This window comes from Ferrovibrio sp. GW821-FHT12D07 (assembly GCF_058807275.1).
The window spans coordinates 1,419,434-1,445,401 of record NZ_JBXAQN010000001.1; the positions used below are offsets into that span (position 1 = coordinate 1,419,434).

Below are 25,968 nucleotides of genomic sequence, written 5' to 3' on the forward strand. Positions count from 1 at the left end.
GACAGGCCTTGTTTATCAGGCGACGGCGGACACGCTGGCGCTGGGGGCGCGATGGCTGGGCTCGCCGTCATGCAGGATGCCGTCGATCTCGCCAGCCGGAATGCCGGCGCCGGCCAGCTGCTTGCCCAGCGCCTGTTTCAGGCGTTCCAGGCCGGCCTCATCTTTGGCCTCGCAGCGTGCGACCAGCACATTCTGGGTGTTGGAAGCGCGCAGCAGCCACCAGCCATCCTCGGTTTTCACCCGCACACCATCGATGTCGTTCACATCGGCATTGGCAGCGCGCAGGCGGTTGCGGACCTGTTCAATAATGGGGAACTTGCGTTCCTCGCTGACCTCGAAGCGCAGTTCGGGGGTGTTGATGCTTTTCGGTAGGCGGTCATACAGGTCGGCCAGGCTGCGCTGGCCTTTCGAGACGATGTTCATCAGCCGGATCGAGGCATAGAGAGCATCGTCGAAGCCGAAATACTTGTCGGCGAAGAAGACGTGGCCGCTCATCTCGCCAGCCAGCAATGCGCCGGTCTCGCGCATCTTGGCCTTGATCAGCGAGTGGCCGGTCTTCCACATCAGCGGCTTGCCACCCAGACGTTCGACGGTGTCGAACAGACTTTGGCTGGTCTTCACATCGGCGATGATAGTGGCGCCGGGCTGGCGGCGGAGGATTTCCTCCGACCAGATCATCAGTAACTGGTCGCCCCACAGCACGTTGCCTTGGTTGTCGATCACGCCCAGCCGATCGCCATCGCCATCGAAGGCGATGCCAAAGTCCAGCTTCTGCGACAGCACGGTTTCACGCAGCTGGTCCAGGGTTTCGGGCAGGGTCGGGTCGGGATGGTGATTGGGGAAGGTGCCGTCGACGTCGCCATTCAGCACCACATGGCGGCCGGGCAGGCCCTTGGTGATGCGTTCGACGATGGGGCAGGCAGCGCCGTTGCCCGGATCCCAGGCAATCGACAGCGGCCGCGCCAGATCGGCATCGCGCAACAGGCGCATGGCATAGGCGCCGCTGACTGCACGGCGATGGGTACGGCCCAGGCCGGTGGAGTAATTCCCTTCACGGATGATCTGGCCGATCTTCTGGATATCCTCACCATAGATCGTCTTGCCGCCGATGGTCAGTTTGAAGCCGTTATAGTCGGGTGGGTTGTGCGAACCGGTGATCATCGCGCCAGCATCGGCCTGCAGGTGATGCTCGGCGAAATACAGCATCGGCGTCGGCCCGAGGCCGATTCGCAGCACATCGACGCCCGCCATCTTCAGGCCCTTGGAGAAAGCACGGCTGATTTGCGGAGAACTCAGGCGGCCATCGCGGCACAGCGCCACGCTGCGTCCACCTTGGCGCCGCACCAGCGTGCCGAAGGCCTGGCCAAGAAGCTGGGCATCAGAGAGATGCAGTGTTTTTCCCACGATACCGCGAATATCGTATTCGCGTAGGATGCTGAAATCGAACTTAGGGGAGACCATCGTGAACTCCTGATCGTTTTTTGCATGAAGTCGTCTGGGGTCGAAGCGACCCGCATATCATGAGAAAAACGATGGGCGCGGTGTGTGGTAATCGCGTGTTTCCGGCAATCTGTCTGTGACCATGCGGTGTGATCATTTTGTGGCCCAGCCACAGAATGGCCTCACCAGTCTTGAACAAGCATGTACCGCTCATAAGATTGGCATCGGTCCGATGATCGAATTGTGATCGAAAAGGCTTGGGTTCAGAGAACTTTCGCTCCGCTACGTCGTTGATTGCGGAGATTTCAAGCCGATACACCGTCAGCGCACTCTGGCGGGCCTCAGGGGGAAACTCGGGAAGGAAACGCTGCGAGCCTTAAGGGCGAGTGGTGCACATGTTTTTACGCGGCATGCGGTAAGGAGGCCTGTTGTGGCTCCTGCACATGACGGGAGGCTTATTTATGGCCGCAGACGGCCGATCACTGACCGGACAGACCGTATGGTCTGGGCCGAAAGGGTTTGGATCGAAGTGGCTGGGCCTTGGCGCATGCCTGCTCGCTCTGGCGGCTTGCGATGCGCGCCAGTGGCCGATGGGTACGGCTGGCGGCGCTTCCACATCGCGTCCGGCGGCCAAAACCCAAGCCGTCAAGCAAGGCAGTCCGACGGCTGTGGCATCGACCTCCGCCCCCTCCGTGTCCACCGATTCTGTCAGTGTCCGTGGCGGCGATCTCGTCGGTATGGATATTGACCAGACGCAGAAACTGTTCGGGACGCCGTCGGCGGAAGAAACCCGTCCACCCGGCAAGGTGATGCGGTACCGCTACGACCAATGCACCCTCGATGTGTCCTTCTATCCGGACGTTCATACCCAGGTCTTCCGAGTTCTCAGCTATGAGGTGAATGGCAATGACGGAACTGAACAGAGAAAACGTCAATGCAGCGCAGGCCTTCGCTCCCGTATCGGCGCAAGATGATCTGACTGCCGCGCAGGGCAATGGCATTCGTGTTGTGCTGGTGGATGACGATGACGACTATCGCGAGGCAATCAGTGGAGAGCTGACCGATCTTGGCTTCCATGTGGTCGGCATGTCCGAAGGCGCGGCGATGTTCGAGTACTTCGCGCAGGGCAACAGCAGCGATGTCATGTTGCTTGACTGGCGCATGCCGGGCGTGACTGGTCTGGATTTGCTGGGGCAGGCACGCCGTCGCGGCATCATGGTGCCGGTCGTGTTTCTGACTGGCATGCTGGCCGCCACCTATGAGAACGCGGCGCTCGAGAATGGCGCGGTGGACTTCGTCAACAAATCGCGGGGCGCCGAGATTCTGGCCAAGCGCCTCAACCTGATTGTGAAGGCTGGCAAGCAATTACCGGAGCAGAAGAGTGAAGAGCTGATTGAAAGTGGCAACCTTGTGCTGCGGCCGAGAATCAGCCGTGCCTACTGGCGCGACACCGATGTGAATCTGACTGTGGTTGAGTTCAACATCGTGCACCTGCTGGTCCAGAACGCAGGCGAATATGCTACCTACCGGGCCATATACGACTGTGTCCATCATGCGGGCTTCATCGCAGGAGCCGGCGAAGACGGGTATCGCACCAATGTCCGCTCCTCCATCAAGCGCATCCGTAACAAGTTCAGAGCCATCGACGCTGACTTCGGCGAGATCGAAAACTTCCTCGCCTTCGGTTACCGCTGGCGTACGGCTGCACAACAGGCAAGCTGAGGGTCTGTCGCTGCGCCGCTACGGCGCCTCGCTGACCATCAAGCTTGTCGCCCTGATCGCGGTGTTTATCGCGCTGCCGATTGTCCTCTATGGGCAGTTCGAAAGCGCGGATAAGCAGCGGCGTGATCTGGTCAGCCGCGGCATTCAGCAACGCAGCTGGCTGATCGCACAGGCGTTGGCGCCAATTCTGGATCGGCCTGATGGCCCGCCCCATAAGTCGCTCAATAGCGAGCTGGAGCGATTCAATGATGGCCGCACTCTTTTGAAGGTTATGTTCCGCCCGCCGACCACCGGCAGCGGAGAGGGTAATTTCTATTATATCGCTTCTACGCCTGAGGCGCGGCCCGAGCAGATCGGCACCGAGCTGGAAACCCTGGCGCAGCGCGGCATCCTGGCGCATCTGGCCGAGAGCTGTGCCTGGGACAAGCCAACCGACATCCGCTATCGCCAGCCCGACGGTCATGAAGAGATCATGACCTCTATCCTGCCGATTCAATCGCGCTGGGGCTGCTGGGTGTTGATCTCGGCGCATCCCACTTCGGAATTCGTCAATGTCTCGATCGGACGTTCATACTGGCAGACCCGGGAAATCCGCATTGCTGCAGCAATCTATTTTGCCTTTGCCCTGCTGGCGATGCTGATCGCCGTCAGCGTCTGGCGCAGCCTGCATCATTTCCGCCGTGTTGCCCGCGAGATCCGTCAGGGCCGCATGACGGAATATTCCTTTGCCGACCGTAACGTTGTGCCCGAACTGACCAGCGTCGCGATGGACTTCGACCATCTGGTGCGCGACCTGCGTCACATCGCCCAGGATATCCGCCAGACGGCGGAAGACAACGCGCATTCCTTCAAGGGCCCGCTCAGCACGATTCAGGCCTCGCTGGAGCCGATCAAGCGCATTCTACCCGAAGACAGCCGTCGCGCCGTGCGGGCCGTGAGCCTTATCGAGGCTTCGCTCAGCCGACTGAATGCCATGGTCAATGCCGCGCAGCGGTTCGACCACAACACCGCGGATCTGATCGACTCGCCGCGTCCACCCATCGATCTTACGCAGGTGGTGGCGGAAGCGTTGCTGCGGTATCGCGACATTCTGGCTGAACGCGATATCCGGCTGGTGCGTACGCTGGAGGAAAGCGCCGTACTGCGTGCCGGCATTGGTGTGATGGATATCGCATTCGAGAATATCCTCGACAATGCCATCAGTTTCTCGCCGCCCAGGGGCACGATTGCCGTCTATCTGTTCCGTGAGGGTAACAATCTGCATTTGCATGTGGATGACGAAGGGCCGGGTGTCGATCCACGCAAGGTCGATCATATCTTCGATCGCTATTACTCGTTGCGGCCGAAAACGGGCCGTCATCAGGTGACCCACAGCGATGGCAGCACCTCGAACAATGCCGGCCTCGGCCTATGGATTGTCCGTCGCAACATGGAAGCCATCGGCGGTAATATCAATGCGGTGAATCGGATTGGTGGCGGTTTAAGTGTGCGAATCATCCTGCCCGCCATGCGTTGAATTTCTGGCGCTAAATTTCTGCCACAATTCGCACCGCAGCAGACACAGCTTGATCACTGGCTAGACCTCAGGGGCGTCGACATAGTCGGACTGCCTTTCCCCTGTTATCATGAGGTCGACAATGAATGCCGTGATCGAATCCAGTCGGGTTTTGGATCAAACCACTTTCCGTATTCATCCGGTGATCCTTGCCGGCGGATCCGGAACGCGCCTCTGGCCGCTGTCGCGCTCGGCTTACCCCAAGCAGTTGCTACCGCTAATGTCGGAGCGCAGCCTGCTGCAGGAAACAGTGCGGCGCAGTGGTACCGATCTGGGTTTCGCCGGCCCTGTTGTGATCTGCAATGACGATCATCGCTTTCTGATCGACGATCAGTTGCGCGAGGTCGGTCATGAGGCACAAAAGATCATTCTCGAACCCGCCGCCCGCAACACCGCGCCTGCCTTGGCGGCCGTTGCGCTCTGGCTGGTGGAACAGGATCCGCAGGCCGTGATGCTGGTGCAGCCGGCCGATCACTCCATCGGTGCGCCGGAAGAATTGCATCGTGCCGTGCAGGCCGGCCTGGCCGCCGTGGCCGATGGCCGCCTGGTGACATTCGGCATCAAGCCGTCGCGCCCCGAGCCTGGTTACGGCTATATCAAGGTTGGGCCGCTGCTAGATGGCAGCGATCATGTGCGTGTTGTCGACCGCTTCGTCGAGAAGCCGGATGTCGCGACGGCCACCCAGTATGTCGATAGCGGCGCCTATTGCTGGAATAGCGGCATCTTCCTGCTCTCGGCCAAGCGGTATCTGGAAGAGCTGCAGCGCCTGCATCCCGATATGTATGACGCCTGCGTGCAGGCGGTGAACCGGGGCAAGGACGATCTGGGCTTCTTCCGTCTGGATGCGGAATCCTTCCGTCAGGCTTCGGCACTCTCGATCGACCATGCGGTCATGGAGCATACCAAGTCCGCCGCCGTGGTCCCGGTGGACATGGCCTGGAGCGATCTCGGCTCGTGGAAGGCATTGCGCGAAGCTGTCGATGCCGACGGGGAGGGTAATGTGGTCAGCGGCGACGTGCTGAGCCGTGACGTTCACAATTCCTACCTACGTACCGAAGACAAGCTGCTGGCTGTGATCGGCCTGGATGATGTGGTTGTCGTTTCGACCGATGATGCGGTGCTGGTGGCGAAAGCCGACCGGGTCGACGAAGTGTCTCGTCTGGTCGACCAGATGAAACAGCGCAACCGCTCTGAATCTGTCTCTCACAGCACGGTCTACCGCCCCTGGGGCTCGTACCGCTCGGTTGATACCGGCGATCGTTTCCAGGTCAAGCGCATCACCGTGAAGCCGGGCGCAAAGCTAAGCCTGCAGAAGCATTACCATCGCGCCGAGCACTGGGTGGTGGTCTGCGGCACGGCGCTGGTGCAGCGTGATGAGGAAAGCCTGCTGCTGCGCGAGAATGAATCGGTCTACATCCCGATTGGCGCCGCGCACCGGCTGGAGAATCCGGGCAAGCTGCCGCTGCATCTGATCGAGGTGCAGTCGGGCGCCTATCTGGGTGAGGACGATATCGTTCGCCTGGTGGACAGCTATGGTCGCTGCTGATCACGCCAAGGTGGATTCTGGGCGGCCGGCCCTGCTGATCACTGGCGGAGCTGGCTATATCGGCAGTCATGTCTGCAAGGCCGTTTTCGAGGCCGGCTACCTGCCCATCACCTATGACAACCTCTGCACTGGTCATGCCTGGGCGGTGCGGTGGGGGCCGTTTGAAATGGGCGATCTGCTCGATGCCGCGCGGCTCGATCAGGTGATGCAGAAATACCGCCCACTGGCGGTTATCCATCTGGCCGGTCTGATTGCAGTCGGTGAATCGGTTGTCGATCCGGCGATCTATTACAGCAGCAATGTCAGCGGCAGCATCAGTCTACTGGATGGCATGCGTCGCAATGGCATCGATCGCATCGTTTTCTCATCCACAGCTGCCGTCTATGGCGAGCCGGAAGTGACACCGATGCCGGAGACCCATCCGCAACTGCCCCTCAACCCTTATGGTCGCAGCAAGCTGATCATCGAGCGCATCCTGCAGGACTATGCGCGTGCCTATAGCCTGCACTCGGTGTCCCTGCGCTATTTCAATGCCGCCGGTGCCGATGCCTCGGCTGAGATCGGCGAAGCCCATCCGGTCGAGACCCATCTGATCCCGCTGGTGCTGGAAGTGGCGGCCGGGAGGCGACACCACATCGCGATTTATGGTGATGATTATTCCACCCATGATGGTACATGCATCCGCGACTATATTCATGTCAGCGATCTGGCCGATGCTCATGTCCTGGCGCTTCGGTACATGGACCGTTCCGTCGGGGCTCATGCTTTCAATCTCGGAAATGGTGCTGGCACAACTGTTCGCGAGGTTATTGACGTTGCCCGACAGGTAACCGGGGCCCCCATTCCGGTTCGGATCGAGCCCCGCCGGGCGGGCGATCCAGCGGCCCTGCTGGCCGATCCGATCCGCGCCAGGCAACTTTTAAACTGGGAACCGCGTTATTCTGCCCTGGAAACCATGGTGAGCTCGGCCTGGGCCTGGCATCAACGGGTTTCGACAAAACACCAAGTCGTGGTATAAGCGACTGGGATTCAACATTTTTCTAGTGGGGGAGCCGGCGAATGCGGTTTTTCAGCTTGGCGGGCGCGCTGGCGCTCAGCGCCGCAAGTATAACTATACTGTCTGGTCAGCCGGTTTCGGCGCAGCAGCCTCCGCGTGCATCCCAGGATGTCCAGAGTCCGACGGACGTTGATCGCGGTGACACCGTCATGGGGCGCCGCCGGCCGGACTATGATCCCGTCGGCGTACGGATGGGGGGCTTCTTCCTGTTTCCGGATCTCTCGGTGCAGGAAAGCTACAACAGCAACATCTTCGCCACACCGAACAACGAGAAGAGCGATTTCATCACCTCGATCGAGCCGACCCTCGATCTGCGGTCGAACTGGAACAATCACGCCCTGAACTTCCATGCCGACAGCCGCGTGGTTCGCTACTGGGACCATGACGATGAAAACTTCACCGACTATACGCTGAGCGCTGACGGCAAGGTCGATGTGCTGCGCGATTTCCGCTTCCTCGGCGGCGCGGGCTATCAGGTGCGCCATGAACCGCGCTTCTCGCCGGATAACCAGGGTGGTGTCGAGCCGACCGAATACAATGTCACCGGCGGCAATCTGGCCATGGAAAAGGAATTCAACCGGCTCCAGTTCCGTCTCGACGGAAAGGCCGAGCGTTACCGCTATGAGAATGTGCGCAACGCTGCCGGCGCGGTGCTCGACCAGAGCGGCCGTGATCGCGACCAGTTCGAGACCGGCCTGAAGGCCGGCTACGAGATCGGGCCGCTGCGTCAGGTCTACCTGTTGGGCAATTATAACACCCGCGAATATGAAAAGCTCACCGGCGGCTTCAACCGCGATTCCGACGGCTACCTGCTCGGTGCCGGCGCGCAGTATGACCTCACCGGCATCATCTTCCTGGATGCCTATGCCGGTTACCGGCAGCAGAAGTACAGCGACTCCCGCCTGGGTGATATGGGCGGCTGGGCCAGCGGTATGAAGCTGACCTGGAATGTGACGCGCCTGACCACCATTACCGGCACGCTGGACCGCGATATTGAGGAAACCACGCTGGCGAATTCGCCGGGCTATTTCTCGACCCGCGGCGAAGTGCGTGCCGATCATGAATTGTTGCGCAATCTGATTTTGACGGCATCGCTGGGCTACCAGAATGATTCCTTCGAGGGCATCACCCGCGACGATGATTACTATCTGGCGGGTCTGGGCGCGAAATATCTGATCAGCCGGAATTTCTCGCTCTCGGGCGGCTACAGCTACCGCACGCGCGAGTCTAATATCCCCGGCAGTGATTTTGACGAAAATGTGTTGATGCTGCGGCTCAGCAGCCATCTTTGATTTTTGCCCTCTTTGGCGCGTTTTTCGCGCCAAAGAGGCCTCCGTTTGGTCACACCGCTCCAAAATCTTTGTTGATAGAAGCATAGACCTGCACGGCGCTTCCCGCAGGTCTATGCTGTCTTGCCACGCCGTGCTCTTCGCTATCAGCAGAGGTGCCGGTCATGAGCAATTCCCTAGGTGCCGTAGCCAGTAAATTCACCGCCCTTGCCTTGGCCTTCTCCCTGGCTCTGGGCGCAATCATCACCACTAGTCAGGTCGCGGCGCAGAGTGTGCAGCCGATTGCCGCCAGTGGTCCGTCCGCCAATCCGCAGACCTCTTCCCTGCCGTCTGGCGCGGAAGGATATCGCCTCGGTTCGGGCGATCGGGTCCGTGTGACCGTTTTCGGCCAGCAGGAACTGACAGGCGAGTATGCCATTGATGGCGGTGGGCAGATGTCGTTTCCACTGATCGGCCAGTTGCAGGCCGGTGGCATGACTGCCGCCGAACTGGAAAAGGCCCTGATCGGAAAACTGTCCCCGGATTACCTGAAGAACCCGAGTGTCAGCGTTGAAGTCCTGACTTATCGCCCGTTCTACATTGTGGGCGAGGTGCGTACACCGGGCAGCTATCCTTTCGTCAATGGCATGTCGGTACTCAATGCCGTGGCGCTTGCGGGCGGGTTTACCTACCGCGCCCGGGAGAACTCGTTCTACGTCATGCGCTCCGGCCAGGATGGCAACAAGGCGAAGATCACGGCAACGCCTGAAACCGTCATCTTACCGGGCGATATCATCACTGTTCGAGAGCGGTATTTCTGATGCCCCTACCTGATCGCCTCCCCAGTCGCCTGCAGCCCGCAGCCCCGATGGTGCCCGCTACGTATGCGGCGCCACCGGTCTACGTGCCGCAACAGACCCAGAATGCCGATTTCGCCGACATGCTGCGGCGACTGTGGCGGCATCGCGTCACCATCGCGGTCAGCACGCTGATCTTTGCGGCGATTGCCATCATGGTGGTGCGGCAGATTCCGTCGCATTACATCGCTAATGCCCGAATCCTGGTCGGCGTGCCGGCCATGCGGGCCTTGAATATCGAGGCGATCGTTGCCGATATGAGTCCGGATGCCGAGCGCATCCAGAACGAGGCATATATCGTTCAGTCGCGCGACGTGGCGCGCCAGGTAATCCAGAATCTGCGGCTGAATGAAAATCCGGAATTCAATCCAGCCCTACGTCCTGAACCGAGCTGGATCAGCTATCTGGACCCGACTCGTTATCTTCCGGATGCCATCAAAGCCTATATGCCAGGTCAGAAGCAGGCCGATCCGAAAGGTGAGCTTTCTGTCGAGGCCAAGGCCGAGCAGCATATGAATACGATGATCGACACGCTGCTGGCAAAAATCGATGTCACGACGCTTGGCCGGTCGCATGTGCTCAATGTGGAAGGCCGTTCGATTGCGCCTGATACGGCAGCATCCGTCGCGAACGGCTTTGCCAGTGCCTATCTGGCGCGCCAGAAGAGCGACAAGGTCGAAGCCAGTAACGAGGTCGAGAAATTCCTGGCCGACCGTATCGCGGCCCTGCGCGACCAGGTGGAGAAGTCCGACCAGGCAGTCGAGACTTATCGTCGCCAGAACAATCTGTATCAGGGTGCCAGCACCAGCGTGACGGCGCAGCAGATGACCGAGCTGAATACCCAACTGATCATCGCCCAGACCGCCAAGGCCGAGGTCGACGCCCGCCTGGGTGAGGCGCAAAGCCTGCGTCGGGCCGGTATAGATAACCAGAGCGTGCCGCAGGTCCTGCAGTCACCGGTGATCCAGCAATTGAAAGGCCAGCAGGCCGAGGCTGAACGCCGCATGGCGGATATCCAGGGCAGCCTGGGGCCGCAGCATCCCCGTGTGGTCAGCGCCCGGGCCGAGGTGGCTGATATTCGCAGCAAGATCGCCGCAGAAGTCAGTCGCACCATTGAAAGCCTGCGTCATGAAGCGCGCAGCACGACGGCACGGTATGACGCCTTGAAGCAAAATTTCGACAAGCTGCAGAATCAGGCCGGTGGCGTGAATGAGAAATCCATCCGTCTGAATGCACTGGAGCGCGAAGCCACCGTGAACCGTAATCTGCTGGAGCAGATGATGGGGCGCGCCAAGGAAACCATAGGGCAGGATACGCTACAAAAGCCGAATGCCCGCCTGATCTCTTCGGCCGCACCGCCGGCACGACCGGGCTTCCCGCCGAAGACACTGCTGATCTTCCTGGGTGCTCTGGCGGGCGCCATCATCGGCACGGTCTACGCTCTGCTGCGTGAAGGCATTGACCGCACCTTCCGGCGCGGCGACCAGATCGAGGCGATGACCGGCCTTCCGGTCCTTGCCATGGTGCCGACGCTGAACAATGCGATGACGCCGATCGCCCATGTGCTGCGCAAACCGGTCTCGCCTTACAGCGAAGCGTTGCGAAAGTTGCATATCGGCTTGGAGCTGTCGGAAGCGGCGCAGTCGCCCAAGACCATCATGTTCGGCTCGGCCGTGCCGGGCGAGGGCAAGTCGGTCATGGTCGGCTCACTCGGCCGCATGCTGGCCAGCCATGGCCGCCGCGTCCTTCTGATCGACTGCGATTGGCGTAATCCGCGCTTGCACAAGCTGTTCCAGTGTCAGAACCGCAACGGTCTGGCCGAGCTGCTCTGTGACCAGCCAGACAGCGTGGATGACTGCATCTTCACGGATACGCTGTCTGGTGCCGATATCATCCCGGCCGGGGTGTTCACGCCGCAGGCGATGCGGTATCTGACCTCGGATCGCATGAAGCTGATCCTGCAGGCGCTGGCGCCCCGTTACGACATGATCCTGCTGGATACAGCGCCGGTCTTGGTCGGTGCGGAAGTCCTGACCCTGTCGCGCATGGTCGACAAGGTGGCCTTCGTGGTGCGCTGGGGTGATACCTCGCGCGATGCCGTGATGGAAGGTCTGAAGGAACTGGTCGAGGTGCAGGCCGATATCGCCGGTGTGGTGATGAGCCGGGTCGATCCGAAGGGTTACCGGAAATACGGCTACAGCCACATGAATTATGAATACGACCGGCCGGTTCTGGTGAAGCCTGGTGAGTGGAGCTGAGCCGATGCGGCAGGCCGACCTGCGCGATCCGGTTCTTCTGGTCACCCAGCATTATACCCCCGAGGTCATAGGGTCCGGCCCCTTCTGCACGGATATGGCCGAAGGGCTGGTGGAGCGCGGCCGGCCGGTGACGGTTCTCACCGGTCTGCCGCATTACCCAGACGCAGACGATTACCGGGCCTTCAATGACGCCCCCCCGGTGCAACAGACCATTTCCGGCGTGAAGGTCGAGCGTGTCCATAGCTGGCTGCCGCAGAAACGGTCGGCACTGATGCGCATCGCTGCCGAGCTGGCTTTCCTGTTCAGTGGCATCTGGGCACTGCTGCGCGGCCGGTTGCAGCGGCATGAAGAGGTGATCTCGCTCTGTCCCTCGATCTTCACGGTCCTGCTCGGAATTTTGGCGACCGCGCGCGGCGGCCGGCATGTTGCGCTGGTCCATGACATCCAGTCCGGTCTGGCCCAGGGGCTCGGAATCGTCCGGTTTGGCCTGCTGGTGACGCTGATGCGTTTCTGCGAACGGCTGGTGCTGAACCGGGTCGATCTGGTTCTGGTGCTGTCGGAAGAGATGGCGATCGAGCTGCGCCTGCTGGGCGTCACGACGAAAACCGAATTGCTGCCCATCTGGATTGATAGCGAATCGATTACGCCCATGCCGATTCCGGCGCGGCGGGGACCTGTGCTGGCCTATAGCGGCAATTTCGGCCGCAAGCAGGGGTTGGAACAGATTGTGGCGCTGGCCGAGCGGCTGAAGCTGGAGCGCCCGGATGTCACCTTCATTCTGCGCGGTGCCGGCGGTGAACGCGCCATGCTGGCTGCGGCGATTGCCGAGCGCAATCTGACCAACGTACGTCTGGAAGACCTGCTGCCACGCGAACGCCTAAGCGAGGCATTGGGCGCCGGCGATGTCCATCTGGTGCCGCAGAAGCCCGATGGCGCGAACTTCGCCGTGCCCTCGAAAATCTACAATATCATGGCGGCCAGCCGCTGCTTCGTAACGACGGCTCTGCCCGGTAGTGCACTTTGGGCGTTGCAGGCAGAGAGTCAGGCTTTCCTCTGCGTTCCGCCGGACAACCCGGCAGCCCTACTTGAGGGGGTTGAACGTCTGCTGGATGATGCCGGATTGCGCCAGGAGATGGGCGAGCGCGGCCGGCGCTACGTGGAACGTCATCACGACCGCAAGCTGGTTCTCGATAATCTGGATCACATGCTCACATTGCTCAGCCGGGAGGGCGATGTCGAGGAGCGGGCGCAGCGTGACCTCCTGATCCTCGAGCCTGACCAGGACGGCCACCCCGAAGAATGGCTGCAGCATCTGTTGCACCACCTGAGTCGGCAGCAGAATGTCGACCGTATCTGGCTGGTTCTGCCGCCAGCATTGCGGATGCGGCTGTCGACCAGCCTTCCACCCGGATTGCGTCGTCGCGTTCGCTTCATCGAACTCACCGCGCAAGAGCGTAAGTACTGCACTCATCGCCGGCTGGCCCTCAGCGGCCTGGCGCGCTGGTGGGTGATGCGACGTTATCTGCGCCGCACCGGAGCGGAGTTCGGATATTTCCTGTCGCTGGATCACCTGTCCCTGCCGCTCGGCCTCGGCCTGGGAGCGGGCAGGGCAAAGCTCGGCGGCATCCTGTTCCGCCCGTCCGTGCATTACCATGTCATGGGGCCGACGCCGTATCGCCCGACTCCGGCCGAGACCCTGCGCGACTGGCGCAAGCATTTGCTGTACAGGGGCATGCTTCGCAATCCCGCCGTATCGGTGGTGCTGACCCTGGATCCGTTTTTCCCCGATTACGCAGTCGAACATTATGCGGGCGGCTACAAGGTGCGTACGGTTCCCGATCCGGTCTTTCCGGTTAAGGCGCCTGCGGCCAATGACGACAGCCTCCCGGTTCGGGTGCCGGAGGGAAGGGTGGTTTTCCTGCTGTTTGGTGTGCTGACCGAGCGCAAGGGTATTCTGCATCTGGTCGATGCCTTGCGCCTGCTAGACCCCAGGGTATGTGAGAAGGTCGCCGTCATCATGGCGGGCAAGGTGTCGGGAGATATCCAGCGCGACCTGTCATTACGTCTGGGGCGGTTGAAGAAGGACCGTCCCGGCCTATGGCTGCATCTGGAAAATCGCTGGCTCGACAGCATGGAAATCGCCGCCATGGTGCGCCGCTGCGACGTCGTGCTGGCACCGTATCAGCGCTTTGTTGGTTCCAGCGGCGTTCTGCTCTGGGCTGCGCAAGCACACAAGCCGCTGCTGACACAGGATTACGGCCTTGTAGGGCGGTTGGTGCAGGATAACCGGCTGGGCCTTGCGGTTGATGCCACTGATCCGGCGCGTTTGGCACGGGGCATTGCCGACATGGTCACGCAAGGGCCACAGAATTTTCACGATGCGAAGACCGCTGACTCATTTGTGTCACAGCACACACCGCAGGCATTCGCTGAACAGGTTTTCGGCACACTGCGAATATCTTAGTCGCATTGCTGCACTGCGGCGCGAACAACCCCAGCTTGGTCACAAGTCCAGGCTCGCTCTCTATGCATCATCACACCAGATACAGCTGGACGTTATGTCCAGCGTGATGTGAAGCCGATTACGGAGCTAGCGCATGTCCTTCGATCTTATGTCGGGCTCGATCTCCAGCAAGCAGCAGGCGGCTTCCAGAAAGCCCACGCAGGCTGCGGTTGCGATACCGTATCCCCAGTCACCGCAGGGCCGTGCCGCTGATCAGGCGGCTCGCACTATCCGCGTTGGCCATCGCCCGCTGGAGCGGGCACCAACGGCACCGATCTCGCTGCCTATCGTGAGCGGCCTGCTGCGCGGGTACGACGCTGTGGTGATCTTGGTTGCCGGTCTTACAGCCTTCGGGCTGGCCGCACCCGACCTGACCATGACGGCTTCCTATTACATTGTCCTTTCGCTGTTCGGCGCGGTGGTGGCGATGAATACCCTGCATCTGGCCGGCAGCTACCGGATCGAGGTCCTGCGGCAGCGTAGTGTCGCTTGGACGAGGGTATTGGGTGCCTGGGGCGCCAGTGCCGTGGTGATGGCGCTGGCTCTCGTCGCCAGCGGTGGAGCCGGGGCCGAATATAATTGGGTCTGGCTGCTGCTCTGGTTCACCATTGGCCTGTTCCTGCCGCTGGTGGGGCGAGGTGCGCTTGCCATGCGGATGGATTACTGGCGCAAGGCCGGGCGACTGCGCCGTCGTGTTGCCATTCTGGGTGCCGGTCCTGCTGGTCAGGCCCTGCTACGTCGTATTGTCGGCCGTCGCGAGAAGGATGCCGTGATGGTCGGCCTCTACGACGACCGCCCGGCCCAGTCGGCTGCCGGTTGGCGCGGCCATATCGTTCGTGGCAACGGCGATGACCTGATCGAGGATATCCGTCGCGGGAAGATCGACATGGTCCTGATCGCGACACCGATGACCGATGGTCATGGCCTGGAGGAAGCGATGGCGCGTTTGCGCTGTGTCGCCGTCGATGTTTGCGTCTGCCCTGATCCCTATGGTCTGAACCTGTCGGAGGACCACAAGGCCGACCTGTTCTGCGGAGTGCCGCTGATGTGTGTCGAGCGCCGGATGTTCCGCGACTGGGAAGGCGTGGTGAAGACCTTGGAGGATCGTCTTTTCGCGGCGGCCATCATCGTGCTGATCTCGCCGTTGCTGGCAGCTATCGCCGTCGCGATCAAGCTCGAGACGCCGGGGCCAATCATCTTCCGGCAGAAGCGCTACGGGCTGAACAACCAGCTGATCGAGGTCTTCAAGTTTCGCAGTATGTATCATGAGGCGAGTGACCCGAACGCGACCCAGCTGACACGCCGCAACGATCCGCGGGTAACCCGCGTTGGTGCCTTCATCCGCCGCACCAGCTTGGACGAGCTGCCGCAGTTCTTCAATGTGCTGCTCGGCGACATGTCAGTGGTGGGACCGCGTCCCCATGCCACCCTGTGCAAGGCTGGCGGCGTTCTCTACCAGGATGCCGTGCAGAACTACGACTGGCGCCATCGCGTGAAGCCGGGCATCACCGGCTGGGCCCAGGTCAACGGCTGGCGGGGCGAAACCGAAACGGTGGAGCAGATCCGCAAGCGCGTGGAGCACGATATTCATTACATCAAGAACTGGTCCCTGCTTCTGGACGTTCAGATCATCATCCGCACCGTTTTTGGCGGATTCACCGGAACCAAGGCTTATTGAGAAGGCGAGCCACCCTCTATGCGATGTCTCTGGCTGACCCTCGCGGACCCTGAGCCGCGTCACAACGGACAATACATCTACTCCGGCGGTCTCATCGATGCGATGACGACCGCCGGAGCCGATATGCATGTCCTGGGACTGGCGCGTCCGGATTCACCACCGCGTCCGGCCGGACGGTTGAACGGTCATGGGGTGCATTGGTGGCTGGCCGGTCACCAGCCCCGTTCCAGTTTCCAGAGCCTGATTTCGGTGCTGCCTCATATGGCGGACCGGAGCTGGACCCCGGATTTGCGCCACCTGCTGTCTCTGAAACTGCGGGAAGAGCGCTGGGACGCCATTGTCTTCGACAGCCTGTCGGTCGGCTGGGCGTTGGCCCCGGTGCTGCGGCACTATCCCAGCCGCAGTCAGCGACCAAAGCTGGTTTATGTGTCGCATAACCATGAGGCCAGCCTGCGCCGGGAAGTGGCCCGGGAGCAGGAGAATTTCCTCAAACGGCAGGTGCTGCAATACGACGCCATGAAGGCGGCACGCCTGGAGAATGCCCTGGTCGATGCTGTCGATCTGGTTACGGCCATCACGGCCGAGGATGCGGCCCGCTACCTCGCGCGCTATCCGGCCCGCCGCATCGAGGTCCTGACGCCTGGCTATGACGGTGTCCGCACGGATCGCCGGCGCATCACCGCCGATACACCACGGCGTGCGATCATCGTGGGCAGTTTCGACTGGATCGCCAAGCGCATGAACCTGGAACAGTTCGTCGCCATCGCCGATCCGATGTTTGCTGCACAGGGTGCGGAACTGCAGGTTATCGGCAGCGCCGAGGCGGGGTTCCTGAGCCAGATGCGGCGCAAGGCGCTGGCGACGGAATTCACCGGTCCGGTCGACAAGGTGCCAAGCTTCATGGAGGAGGCGCGTATCGCCCTGGTGGCGGAACGTCATGGCGGCGGTTTCAAGCTGAAGGTTCTGGATTACATCTTCAACCGCATGCCGATTCTGGCCCTGGACGGTTCCGTGTCCGGCGTGCCGCTGCGCCAGGATGACAGCATCCTGCTATATGAGGATTACGAAGCGCTGGCGCGCGGCGTTCTGCAGGTGATGGACGATTGCGACCGGCTCAACAGCCTGCAGGAACGGGCCTATGACGCCTGTCGCGACCGCTTCGACTGGACAAGCCGTGGCGAGGCTTTAATGACGGCGATGGCAGCCTGATGAAAACCATCAACCTGAACATCATATCGGAGCCGCGCTTGAGCGGCGTCGATATGATGTTGCTCGTCATCTTCTTCGTCGGAATTTATCTCGGCGTGTCGATTGCCGTCACCGACAAGGTACCATTCCCGGCAGCGCCCTCTGGCATTGTTGGCATCATCATGCTCTGGCGGCGTCGCGACCAGATACAGCCAGCCCATCTGGCCGCAATCCTGTGCATTATCCTGCTGTATGTTGCAGCCAGCCTCTCGGCCACCAACGTGGCGAACCTGCCAAAACGCTTCAATGGCATTATCCAGATCACATATTCCTTCGTGATCGGCTACGCCATGTTCCTGACCATGCTGCAGGCCAGTCGCAAGCAGCTCACAACCCTGTTTTTTGGATTCAGCCTTTTCATCCTCGTGGGCAGTCTGCTGGAGAGCTATGCCGGTCTGGATGTGGTCAGCGATGCCGTGCGCCAGAAGATTTATGATTCCGGCATCTATGACTCGGACCGGCGCGACGAACTGCTTTATGGCAAGGTGCGCCCCAAGCTGTTCACTTCCGAACCTTCGGCGGTGACCTTCGGGTACACGCTGTTCACCTTTGCCTGGTTCGTGATATCCCAACATCGTCATAAATTGATCATCTTTCTGGGCCTGCTGGCTGCCGGCATTGTGGCCATGCCGGGCCCGACGCTGTTGCTCTCGCTGCTGCTGCTGCCGCCTTATTATTTCTTCGTCCTCCCGTCGACACCGCCGATCGGGCAGTTTGGCTCGGGCTACCGGGTCGCCATTCTGGTCTTCGGCGGCACCCTGCTGGTCGTATTCGCGCTGGTCGGCGCCACCATCTATGCCGAACGCCTGGGCGATATCACGCGCGGCAACGATCCCAGCTTCTTCTACCGTGTGATTGGCCCGGCCCTGGTGGCCATGGAAGTGGTGAAGCATTACCCTTGGGCGGGGGCGGGCCTGACCAGCGAGCCTTATATTGCCGACCTGGTATTGAATGTCTTCGTCAAGTCCTCCCACTTCTCGGCTGGCTGGCGCATCAACAAGATTTCCGAGGTGCTGACCAACTATTTCTGGCTGCACTGGATTTACCTTGGCCTGGTCTGGGGCGTAGTTCTGCTGGGTGGGCTGTCGCTGTGGCTGCGGAGCCTTGGAACACCGAATATTTTCTTCTGCTGGATCGTCTGGGCCGTGTTCGGCCAGGCTTCGGGCGCCTATGTCAGTCCGAAGACCTGGGTCGTCCTGCTGCTGGCCGCGGCGCTGGCCATCCTGCACCAGCGCGTTCCAGTGCCAAGCATCAATCCCCAGGTGCCGGCCGAACCGCTCCTGAAGGCAAAGATACGTCACGCACGCAGCCTGCGTGGGGTACGGCCGCTGTTGCAGCCATGACCGGTCCTGCCGTTCCGCGTCGAGATCTTCTCGCCCTGGGTGGCGGGCTGGCACTCGCGGCCGGCATGGGGATGCCCTCTGTGCAAGCGACCCCAACGGCTTCGTCAATGCCCTTCGGCAAGCTGGTATCGGCCGCCGATCATGGCGTGATCGGTGATGGCGTGGCCGATGATACGGCGGCACTGCAAGCCGGACTGGACGCGGCCTTTGCGCAGAAGGATGGCGGCATCCTGTTGATCCCGCCAGGCCAGTACCGTATCACGCGGACACTGCGGATTGCGCCGACGGGCAACGTGACCCGGCAGTCGGGGATCTTCGGCCTGGGTGCACGGATCATATCTGCCATCGAGAATGGTGACTCGGTTCTGGAAGTGAACAGTCAGTCGACCTTCCGGTTTCTGCTGATCCATGGATTGGATATCCACGGCAGTGGCCGTGATGGCCACGGCATCCGGCTGGTCTGCAATGGCAACAAGAATTTCCTCTATAATTTCTGCCTGCGCGATCTGGTGATACAGGGCTGCGGCAAGAATGGCTGTCAGCTGACCGGCAATGTTTTCGAGGGCCAGCTGATCAACTGCTACTTCCGCGGCAACAAGGGGCATGGCGCCGCTTTTCACCATGAGGCTGGCGGGAAGGGCATCCTGTCGGCTGTGCGGGTGATCGGCGGCGTGTTCGGCGAGAATGGAGTGCATGGCGCGGCACTGCTGGATGGCTGCTACGACGTCAGTTTCCATGGCAGCTATTTTCTGCTGAACAAGAAATTCGGACTGGTGGCCGAGAATGGCTGCACGCTGCTGACCAGTTGTGGTTTCGAGAACAATCACGAAGGCGTATCGGATTTCAGCCATGGCGATACCGGCATCTGGTTGCAGGGCTTTGGCACCGTGGTCGGCTGCACCGCTTATTCGATGTTCAAGCAGACGGGCTTGCTGCGCGCCACGCTGACCGGACGGCTGGTGATGGTGGGTTGCAGCGGCAGTGGCGATGCCAAGGCGGCCGGTGCCGGTCTTGCCACCTTGCGCGGCGATCCGCGCAGTGCCGCGACTGTGATCGGATGCAGCGGGGCGCTGACCTGCGATGGCGGTTTCGAGGCCACCGAGATGGGCAGCGAGGGCGTGGGCCTGCGTTGCGGCGGCGGCTGGCAGAGCCGCAACCTGATGCAGCTTGGTGACTTTCGTCTGTGGGTGGACCGCCAGGGTCGTCTGCGGATCAAGAAGGGCCGGCCGGAGCGGGATGAGGACGGCAGTGTCGTGGGCGTCTAGCCCGGTCATTCTTTAACTGGGCGAAACCGGCCCGTGACGCAGCCGCTGTGGCAGGTGCCAAAGGAAGCCCAACGCGCGCCGGCTCCGCGGAATGGCCAGGAAACACCCGAAGATCATCAGGATGCCAAGCAGCCCGGCAATCGCAAGATTGCCCAGTGGGCCATGCTGGCCGATGGCGCCGCTCATGCGCAGCAGCAGGATGCCACCAGCCGTGACGCCAGCGGCGCCCAGTGCCGGCAGGATCGCCGGCAGCATGTCACGCATGGTGACCGGACCCTGGCGGCCGCCAAGCCAGCAGGCCATCGGCAGGCGCGCTACCAGCCCTGCGACGGCATAGGCCATGGCAATCCCCAGCGGGCCGAAGGGCAGGCCGATCAGGATGGCGGCCGCGACCAGCAGAGAATCGATCAGGGCGGCGCGCAGCAGTTCGCCTGGACGGTTCTGTGACTGGTACAGCAGGCCGATGGCAAGGGTGATCGGCAGGGTGATAGCCGCGGCAGAGAAGCAGGCCACAAAGCCGGTGGCCTCATGCCATTGCGGTCCGAACAGGACGGCCACCACCCAGTCAGCCGTGACCATAGCCAACGCAGCTGGCGGCATGGTCACCATGGCGAATTTTTCCAGAATCAGCAGGAAGGCCGCACGATAACGTTCGGGTTGGCCGTCCAGACGGCTCAGGGCTGGCATGGCGACGGCATAGAGTGGTGCGTTGATGTTGTTGACCGGCACCAGCACCAGCTTGGCGGCGCGTTCATAGAAGCCGAGAAGCGCCGGCCCCCAGAGCCAACCGATCAGCACCTGATCCAGGCTGCGTGATGCCGCCGTCATGAGGTTGAAGCCGGTTACCGATGCGCCAAAGCGGACGAAATCGCGAAGGTCGGCCTGACGGCTGGGCAGACCGGGGCGCCAGGGGCAGAGCAGCCAGGTGGCGATCAGTGTGATGCCGGGAACGGTGAGACGCTGTGCTACCAGCGCCCAGTAGCTCCAGCCGTCCAGCGCCAGCCAGATCGCCAGCGCCATGCCAACCAGTTCCGCGCCGGTCTCGATGCCGGCGATGGCGGCAAAACGCATTTGGCGGCGCAGCAGCGCCCAGTGCTGGATGGCGGGACCGCTCAAGGCAAAGCCGGCGGCAAGCCAACAGGTGATCATCGCCAATTCAGGTTCGCCGTAGAAATGCGCAATGGTAGGTGCCGCCAGTACCAGCAGTCCAGCAAGGCCTAGGCCAAAAGCAGTGTTGATCCAGAAGAGAGTGGAAACCTGTTCCTGCGTGATATTCGGACGCTGGATAGTGGCAGCTGAGAGGCCCAGTTCCTTCACCAGATCCAGCAGCACGGTGAGCGCTGCGATCATTGCGATCAGGCCGAAGGCATGAGGTGGCAGCAGACGGGCGAGGATAATGGTGCCGCCGAACTGGGCGGCAAAGCGGATGCCCTGACTCCCGAAGGAGATCAGGGCACCACGAAGGCTGCGCCGGCCCAGATCGGTCTCGAGATGATCGGTAGCCAGTGGATCAATGGAGGGAGCGTCACTCAAGCGATTGCCCGCAGCCCGCTCAGATGATGATTCAGGTACCATTGGTAGGTCGTGGCCAGGCCAGCTTCGAGGCTGGTACCGGCCTGCCATCCCAGTTCGCGCAACCGCGTGGTGTCGATCACCTTGCGAGGTGTGCCGTCTGGCTTGCTGGTATCGAAGGCCAGCTTGCCCCGATAGCCCATGACCCGGCACATCAGGCCGGCAAGATCGCGGATCGAGATTTCAAACCCGGTGCCCAGATTGACGAAATCATGGCCGGAGTAATGCTTCAGCAGATGTACGATGCCATCAGCGGCATCGTCCACGTACAGGAACTCACGCATGGCCTTCCCGGTGCCCCAGATTTCGACGGCCTCGGCACCGGTTTCCTTGGCACGATGGATTTTCGACATCAGTGCCGGAATGACATGACCCTGCATGACATCGAAATTATCGCCCGGCCCATAGAGATTGGTCGGCATGGCCGAGATGAAGTCGCAGTCATACTGCTTGCGATAGGCCTGACAGAGCTTGATGCCGGCAATCTTGGCGATGGCATACCATTCGTTGGTCGGTTCCAGCGGCCCGGTCAGCAGGGCCGATTCCGGAATCGGCTGCGGCGCCATGCGGGGATAGATGCAGGACGAACCCAGGAACAGCAGCTTCTCGACGCCATACTGCTTCGAGGCTTCGATGATATTGGCCTCGATCATGAGGTTGTCATAGAGGAATTCAGCCGGCCGGGTGTCATTGGCATGGATGCCACCGACCTTGGCGGCTGCTACGATCACCGCATGCGGCCGGGTTTCCCGGAGCCAGATATTCACGGACTCCGGGTTGCGCAGGTCGAGCTGCTGGCGGGGTGCCATCAGGATTTCGCAATCCTCTTCCTGCAAGCGACGAGCGACGGCCGAGCCGACCAGGCCGCGATGGCCGGCAACCCAGATGCGCTTGCCGGCCAGAGAGTAGGTGGTCTGTTTATGCATAGGTCAGCACTCCGGCTCCGTCATGGTTCTGCTTCAAAGCCGCGCGATCGGCTTCGACCATCTCGGTGACCAGCTGTTCGAAACTGGTCTTGTGCTGCCAGCCGAGCTGGCGCCAGGCCTTGTCGGGGCTACCGAGCAGGAAGTCGACCTCGGTCGGGCGATAGTATTCAGGGTCTACTGCGACCAGGATATCGCCGCTCTTGCTGCAATAGCCCTTTTCATCGACGCCCTTGCCGTCCCACTCGATCGGGCGGTTGATCTTGTTGAAAGCCAGTTCGACAAACTCGCGCACGCTATGCACTTCACCGGTGGCAAGCACATAATCGTCGGGCTTGTCCTGCTGCAGGATCATCCACATGCCTTCGACATAGTCGCGGGCGTGGCCCCAATCGCGCTTGGAATCGATGTTGCCGAGATACAGGCGATTTTGTATGCCACTTTCAATGGCGGCCACGGCGCGGGTGATCTTGCGGGTGACGAAGGTTTCGCCGCGGATCGGGCTTTCGTGATTGAACAGGATGCCGTTCGAGGCATGCATGTTATAGGCCTCGCGGTAATTCAGCGTGATCCAGTAGGCATAGAGCTTGGCGGCGGCATAGGGGCTGCGTGGGTAGAATGGCGTGGTCTCGCGCTGCGGGATTTCCTGCACCTTGCCATACAGCTCCGATGTCGAGGCCTGGTAGAAGCGGGCCTTGTCCTCCAGTTTCAGGATGCGGATTGCTTCCAGCAGGCGTAGCGTGCCGATGGCATCGGTATTGGCGGTATATTCCGGTGTCTCGAAGCTGACCTGCACATGGCTCTGCGCCGCCAGATTGTAGATTTCGTCGGGCTGGGTTTCCTGGATCAGGCGGATCAGGTTGGACGAATCCGTCATGTCGCCGTAATGCAGGAAGAAGCGCACGTTTTCCTCATGCGGATCGCGATACAGGTGGTCGACGCGACGGGTGTTGATTGAGGAAGAGCGCCGCTTGACGCCATGGACCGTGTAGCCCTTTTCCAGAAGAAGCTCGGAGAGATAGGCGCCATCCTGGCCGGTGGCACCGGTGATCAGAGCCGTTTTGTTCGACATGGGGGTTTCCTTCTGTTGGGTGTCTGCGGGGAGGGGAGTCAGGTCAGGCTGTAAAGGCGATGCGGTCGGCCACGGCGTCCCAGGAATAGGACGACAGGACATGCTGCTGGCCGCTCCAGCCCATCTCGTAGAGGCGGTCAGGATCGGACAATGCGTCGAGAATGACGGCAGCCAGCGCTTCGGGTTCTGCGCGATCGGCGAGGAAGCCATGGCGGCCGTGTTCAGTGATTTCCGGCAGGCCGTTGCGACGCAGGCCGACGACGGGCGTGCGCGACAGCATGGCCTCCAGGTAAACCTGGCCCCAGGGATCGTTCAGCATTGGCTGAGTCAGCAGCGTCGATGTGCGGAACAGCCGTTGCAATTCCCGCCAGGGCAGATGGGCATGGAAGTGCACGTTCGGGAGATCCGGCACCAAGCTGCGGCTGCGTTCGTCGCCCACGATGGATAGCGTCAGTTCCGGCCGCTCACGCTGCGCCAGACGGAAGGCTTCGAGCAGCAGCAGGCCGCCCTTGGCTGCAAATATATGCTTGGCGACGAACAGCAGGTTTGGCCGGTCATAGGTCTTGGGCTGGTCGTAGGGTTCGATCTGTCCCATGCCGGAGCCCACCACGGTGACCTTCTCGGGTGACAGGCCGTAATGCGCGATCAGGTGGTCGCGGACATAGGCACCAAAGGTGAAGACATGCTCCACACTGGCCAGCGCCTCGCGCTCCAGCAGTTCGAAGGCCTCGAGCGCGCGGCGGCTGTATCCCGTCATGTCGGTACGATGTTGCAGCGACAGGGCCCAGTCGTGATCGCAGTAGAGGTAATGTTTGACGCCGTCATCAAGGTCAGCTGGCGGTAGGTCGAGCGTACCGGTATGCAGGATGTGGCGGATGCGGCGCCGGCGGGCGATTTCGGCCAGCCGGCCGGCTGCCTTCTCGCGGGATGCGCGCATGCGCAGGACGGCCTCGCTGGTGCGTGGACGGCCATAGCCCTTCATCATGTACTGCAGCGCCAGCAGTCCGCGCTCACTCTTCGGGCCGCCAGAATGGATGCCTTCCACGGCGATGCCACGCTCCTGCAGACCGCGCGCCACATTGTAAGGCGCGGCCGACCAGGTGCGGCGATCCATGGGATCGCCGAAAATGCTGCTGACAGCGACGCGCTCGAAACGACGCGTCCCCGCATGTGGAATACCGAAGTGTTCGTTGGCGCTTCGTGTCGCCTCGGCGGCAGTCGTGCTCACGGTTCAAAACCTGATTCGGGAAAGGAGGAAACGTAAGCGTATGCAAGCTCACTCATTCCCGGATCACCAGTGATCAACCTGTGACCGCCAACTGCACTGCAAAATGGTATGTTTCTGTAGGCGGAAGATGCGGAAACGTGGCGTTTTTGTGGCCGTTTCAAGCACAGATTGATCACACCTTTGCCCAGCACGGCATCCCTATTATCGCAAAGCAACAAGACCGAATGTCCGCTATCTGGAGACAGGCATGCACAGCCATGTCCGCAAGAAAAAATCTGTGGTGTTTTTCGCGCCCGATGTCAGTGATGTGAGCACCGTCAAGCGCGCTGAGGCGTTTCTGGCGCATGGCTACCAGCTGCAGGTCTTTGGCTTTCGCCGCGACAATTACAATCGCGGCTATGAGCCGTCCTGGCCTTACATCTATCTGGGGCGGACGTATGATTTCCGGTACCTGCAGCGGGTCGCTGCCCTTCTGGGCGCATTCCCGCGCGTTCTGGCCCAGTACCGGAAACTCAAGACAGCCGAAGTTCTCTATGCCCGCAATCTTGACCAACTGCTGCTGGCAATTTTTGCGCGTCTGTTTGCGAGAAAATCCGCGCGACTGATTTATGAGATTCTTGATGTCCAGCCGGCCTTTGTCGGTGATGGCTGGCGGGCACGCCTGCTGCGGGCACTGGAACGCTTCGGTTTGCGTCGCACGGATCTTCTGGTGGTGTCATCTCCCGGATTTCTCCGACATTATTTCAAGCCGCTGCAAGGCTATGACGGCGCCTGGTTTTTGCTGGAAAACAAGCTGCCGGCCAATGTACCGCTGGTCACCGGCATCCGGCCGGTGGAAAAGCGTGGTGTGGCGGGACGTGAGCGCTACCGCTGGGTGGTGGGGTATTGCGGCCTCATCCGCGGTCGCGACACCATCGATCTGATTATCCGGTTGGCCGAACGCCTGCAGGGGCTGGTGCTGTTTCGCTTTCGCGGCATCTTCACCACGGTGGACCGTCGTTACCTGATGGATGCGATTGCCCGGTTGGATAACCTGGTCTACGACGGAGACTATGTGAATCCCCGCGATCTTCCTGATGTTTATGGTGATATTGATTTCGCCTGGGCCATCGATCTGGAGCACACGGCGCATAATTCCCGCTGGTTACTGCCCTGCCGGTTCTACGAGGCCGGTTATTTCGGTGTGCCCTGTCTTACCGCACGTGGCTTTGAAGTAGGGCGACTGGTGGATGAAGCGAAAGTGGGGTGGAGTTTCGAGGAGCCCTACGAAGACGCGCTCGTGCGATTTTTTCTCACGCTGACGCAGACTGAATATGATGAAACGCAACAGCGACTTCTGGATACGCCCAGCAGCGGCTTCGTTGCCGGCGATGATACGACCGAGCTGCTACGGCGGATCGATCGTGTCGAGTATCAGGCCGCAGCGGAATAAT

The 25,968-nt window shown here is 61.0% G+C and carries 19 protein-coding genes; 14 read left to right on the plus strand and 5 right to left on the minus strand.

The features are described 5' to 3' along the window. Positions 1 to 15: 15 nt before the first annotated feature. The gene (gene pgmG, locus AC1RRE_RS07110; RefSeq protein WP_492980417.1) at positions 16 to 1,461 is read right to left on the minus strand and encodes a phosphoglucomutase/phosphomannomutase PgmG; all 1,446 of its coding nucleotides are present in this window, start codon (positions 1,459 to 1,461) and stop codon (positions 16 to 18) included. Positions 1,462 to 1,901: 440 nt separating this feature from the next. On the opposite strand from pgmG, the gene AC1RRE_RS07115 reads away from it, so the two are divergent. The 13 genes from AC1RRE_RS07115 (at position 1,902) to AC1RRE_RS07175 (ending at position 19,740) form a co-directional block, all read left to right on the plus strand. Then, positions 1,902 to 2,414, plus strand: a complete 513-nt coding sequence (locus tag AC1RRE_RS07115; protein ID WP_492980418.1) for a hypothetical protein — start codon at positions 1,902 to 1,904, stop codon at positions 2,412 to 2,414. After that, complete coding sequence (locus tag AC1RRE_RS07120) at positions 2,347 to 3,162, plus strand: response regulator transcription factor (protein ID WP_492980419.1); 816 nt, start codon at positions 2,347 to 2,349, stop codon at positions 3,160 to 3,162. The genes AC1RRE_RS07115 and AC1RRE_RS07120 overlap by 68 nt, the downstream gene beginning before the upstream one ends. A gap of 61 nt (positions 3,163 to 3,223) precedes the next feature. Beyond that, positions 3,224 to 4,678 carry a sensor histidine kinase gene (locus AC1RRE_RS07125; protein ID WP_492980420.1) on the plus strand — a complete coding sequence of 485 codons (1,455 nt, stop codon included), beginning with the start codon at positions 3,224 to 3,226 and terminating at the stop codon, positions 4,676 to 4,678. Between the two features lie 121 nt (positions 4,679 to 4,799). After that, on the plus strand, positions 4,800 to 6,263 hold the full coding sequence (locus tag AC1RRE_RS07130) for a mannose-1-phosphate guanylyltransferase/mannose-6-phosphate isomerase (protein ID WP_492980421.1): 1,464 nt from the start codon (positions 4,800 to 4,802) through the stop codon (positions 6,261 to 6,263). Beyond that, positions 6,250 to 7,281 (plus strand): UDP-glucose 4-epimerase GalE, encoded by a 1,032-nt coding sequence (gene galE / locus AC1RRE_RS07135; RefSeq protein ID WP_492980422.1) that lies wholly within the window; start codon positions 6,250 to 6,252, stop codon positions 7,279 to 7,281. The genes AC1RRE_RS07130 and galE overlap by 14 nt, the downstream gene beginning before the upstream one ends. A gap of 188 nt (positions 7,282 to 7,469) precedes the next feature. Further along, positions 7,470 to 8,612 (plus strand): outer membrane beta-barrel protein, encoded by a 1,143-nt coding sequence (locus AC1RRE_RS07140; RefSeq protein ID WP_492980423.1) that lies wholly within the window; start codon positions 7,470 to 7,472, stop codon positions 8,610 to 8,612. A 161-nt stretch (positions 8,613 to 8,773) separates the two neighbouring features. Next, positions 8,774 to 9,409, plus strand: coding sequence for a polysaccharide biosynthesis/export family protein (locus AC1RRE_RS07145; protein ID WP_492980424.1), 636 nt, complete (start codon positions 8,774 to 8,776; stop codon positions 9,407 to 9,409). A 47-nt stretch (positions 9,410 to 9,456) separates the two neighbouring features. Further along, a complete protein-coding gene (locus AC1RRE_RS07150) occupies positions 9,457 to 11,703 on the plus strand; it encodes a GumC family protein (RefSeq protein ID WP_492980425.1) in 2,247 nt (748 codons plus the stop codon). A 4-nt stretch (positions 11,704 to 11,707) separates the two neighbouring features. Continuing rightward, positions 11,708 to 14,167 carry a glycosyltransferase gene (locus AC1RRE_RS07155; protein ID WP_492980426.1) on the plus strand — a complete coding sequence of 820 codons (2,460 nt, stop codon included), beginning with the start codon at positions 11,708 to 11,710 and terminating at the stop codon, positions 14,165 to 14,167. A 133-nt stretch (positions 14,168 to 14,300) separates the two neighbouring features. After that, positions 14,301 to 15,884, plus strand: a complete 1,584-nt coding sequence (locus tag AC1RRE_RS07160) for an undecaprenyl-phosphate glucose phosphotransferase (protein ID WP_492980427.1) — start codon at positions 14,301 to 14,303, stop codon at positions 15,882 to 15,884. Between the two features lie 102 nt (positions 15,885 to 15,986). Then, positions 15,987 to 17,093: a glycosyltransferase gene (locus AC1RRE_RS07165; RefSeq protein ID WP_492980428.1), complete on the plus strand. Its 1,107-nt coding sequence runs from the start codon at positions 15,987 to 15,989 to the stop codon at positions 17,091 to 17,093. Continuing rightward, positions 17,093 to 18,475 (plus strand): hypothetical protein, encoded by a 1,383-nt coding sequence (locus AC1RRE_RS07170; RefSeq protein ID WP_492980429.1) that lies wholly within the window; start codon positions 17,093 to 17,095, stop codon positions 18,473 to 18,475. Before AC1RRE_RS07165 ends, AC1RRE_RS07170 begins: the two co-directional genes overlap by 1 nt. A 107-nt stretch (positions 18,476 to 18,582) precedes the next feature. After that, positions 18,583 to 19,740 carry a glycosyl hydrolase family 28-related protein gene (locus AC1RRE_RS07175; RefSeq protein ID WP_492980430.1) on the plus strand — a complete coding sequence of 386 codons (1,158 nt, stop codon included), beginning with the start codon at positions 18,583 to 18,585 and terminating at the stop codon, positions 19,738 to 19,740. Positions 19,741 to 19,752: 12 nt separating this feature from the next. Here AC1RRE_RS07175 and AC1RRE_RS07180 read toward each other — a convergent pair whose 3' ends face one another. From AC1RRE_RS07180 to AC1RRE_RS07195, 4 genes are read right to left on the minus strand one after another with little or no spacing between them, the layout of a single operon-like run. Beyond that, positions 19,753 to 21,273 carry a lipopolysaccharide biosynthesis protein gene (locus AC1RRE_RS07180; protein ID WP_492980431.1) on the minus strand — a complete coding sequence of 507 codons (1,521 nt, stop codon included), beginning with the start codon at positions 21,271 to 21,273 and terminating at the stop codon, positions 19,753 to 19,755. Next, on the minus strand, positions 21,270 to 22,238 hold the full coding sequence (gene fcl, locus AC1RRE_RS07185) for a GDP-L-fucose synthase (protein WP_492980432.1): 969 nt from the start codon (positions 22,236 to 22,238) through the stop codon (positions 21,270 to 21,272). Before fcl ends, AC1RRE_RS07180 begins: the two co-directional genes overlap by 4 nt. Beyond that, positions 22,231 to 23,307 (minus strand): GDP-mannose 4,6-dehydratase, encoded by a 1,077-nt coding sequence (gene gmd / locus AC1RRE_RS07190; RefSeq protein WP_492980433.1) that lies wholly within the window; start codon positions 23,305 to 23,307, stop codon positions 22,231 to 22,233. Before gmd ends, fcl begins: the two co-directional genes overlap by 8 nt. Positions 23,308 to 23,350: 43 nt before the next feature. Next, a complete protein-coding gene (locus tag AC1RRE_RS07195) occupies positions 23,351 to 24,535 on the minus strand; it encodes a glycosyltransferase family 4 protein (protein ID WP_492980434.1) in 1,185 nt (394 codons plus the stop codon). A 247-nt stretch (positions 24,536 to 24,782) separates the two neighbouring features. Between AC1RRE_RS07195 and AC1RRE_RS07200 the strand changes: the two genes are divergently transcribed. After that, the gene (locus AC1RRE_RS07200; protein WP_492980435.1) at positions 24,783 to 25,967 is read left to right on the plus strand and encodes a glycosyltransferase; all 1,185 of its coding nucleotides are present in this window, start codon (positions 24,783 to 24,785) and stop codon (positions 25,965 to 25,967) included. Position 25,968 lies beyond the last annotated feature (1 nt).

What these genes read in the sequence shown, in the direction of transcription:
- pgmG (WP_492980417.1), bottom strand. Translation starts at nt 1,461, where the DNA reads ATGGTCTCCCCTAAGTTCGATTTCAGCATCCTACGCGAATACGATATT.
- AC1RRE_RS07115 (WP_492980418.1), top strand. Translation starts at nt 1,902, where the DNA reads ATGGCCGCAGACGGCCGATCACTGACCGGACAGACCGTATGGTCTGGG.
- AC1RRE_RS07120 (WP_492980419.1), top strand. Translation starts at nt 2,347, where the DNA reads ATGACGGAACTGAACAGAGAAAACGTCAATGCAGCGCAGGCCTTCGCT.
- AC1RRE_RS07130 (WP_492980421.1), top strand. Translation starts at nt 4,800, where the DNA reads ATGAATGCCGTGATCGAATCCAGTCGGGTTTTGGATCAAACCACTTTC.
- galE (WP_492980422.1), top strand. Translation starts at nt 6,250, where the DNA reads ATGGTCGCTGCTGATCACGCCAAGGTGGATTCTGGGCGGCCGGCCCTG.
- AC1RRE_RS07140 (WP_492980423.1), top strand. Translation starts at nt 7,470, where the DNA reads ATGGGGCGCCGCCGGCCGGACTATGATCCCGTCGGCGTACGGATGGGG.
- AC1RRE_RS07145 (WP_492980424.1), top strand. Translation starts at nt 8,774, where the DNA reads ATGAGCAATTCCCTAGGTGCCGTAGCCAGTAAATTCACCGCCCTTGCC.
- AC1RRE_RS07150 (WP_492980425.1), top strand. Translation starts at nt 9,457, where the DNA reads ATGGTGCCCGCTACGTATGCGGCGCCACCGGTCTACGTGCCGCAACAG.
- AC1RRE_RS07155 (WP_492980426.1), top strand. Translation starts at nt 11,708, where the DNA reads ATGCGGCAGGCCGACCTGCGCGATCCGGTTCTTCTGGTCACCCAGCAT.
- AC1RRE_RS07160 (WP_492980427.1), top strand. Translation starts at nt 14,301, where the DNA reads ATGTCCTTCGATCTTATGTCGGGCTCGATCTCCAGCAAGCAGCAGGCG.
- AC1RRE_RS07165 (WP_492980428.1), top strand. Translation starts at nt 15,987, where the DNA reads ATGACGACCGCCGGAGCCGATATGCATGTCCTGGGACTGGCGCGTCCG.
- AC1RRE_RS07170 (WP_492980429.1), top strand. Translation starts at nt 17,093, where the DNA reads ATGAAAACCATCAACCTGAACATCATATCGGAGCCGCGCTTGAGCGGC.
- AC1RRE_RS07175 (WP_492980430.1), top strand. Translation starts at nt 18,583, where the DNA reads ATGCCCTTCGGCAAGCTGGTATCGGCCGCCGATCATGGCGTGATCGGT.
- fcl (WP_492980432.1), bottom strand. Translation starts at nt 22,238, where the DNA reads ATGCATAAACAGACCACCTACTCTCTGGCCGGCAAGCGCATCTGGGTT.
- gmd (WP_492980433.1), bottom strand. Translation starts at nt 23,307, where the DNA reads ATGTCGAACAAAACGGCTCTGATCACCGGTGCCACCGGCCAGGATGGC.
- AC1RRE_RS07200 (WP_492980435.1), top strand. Translation starts at nt 24,783, where the DNA reads ATGCACAGCCATGTCCGCAAGAAAAAATCTGTGGTGTTTTTCGCGCCC.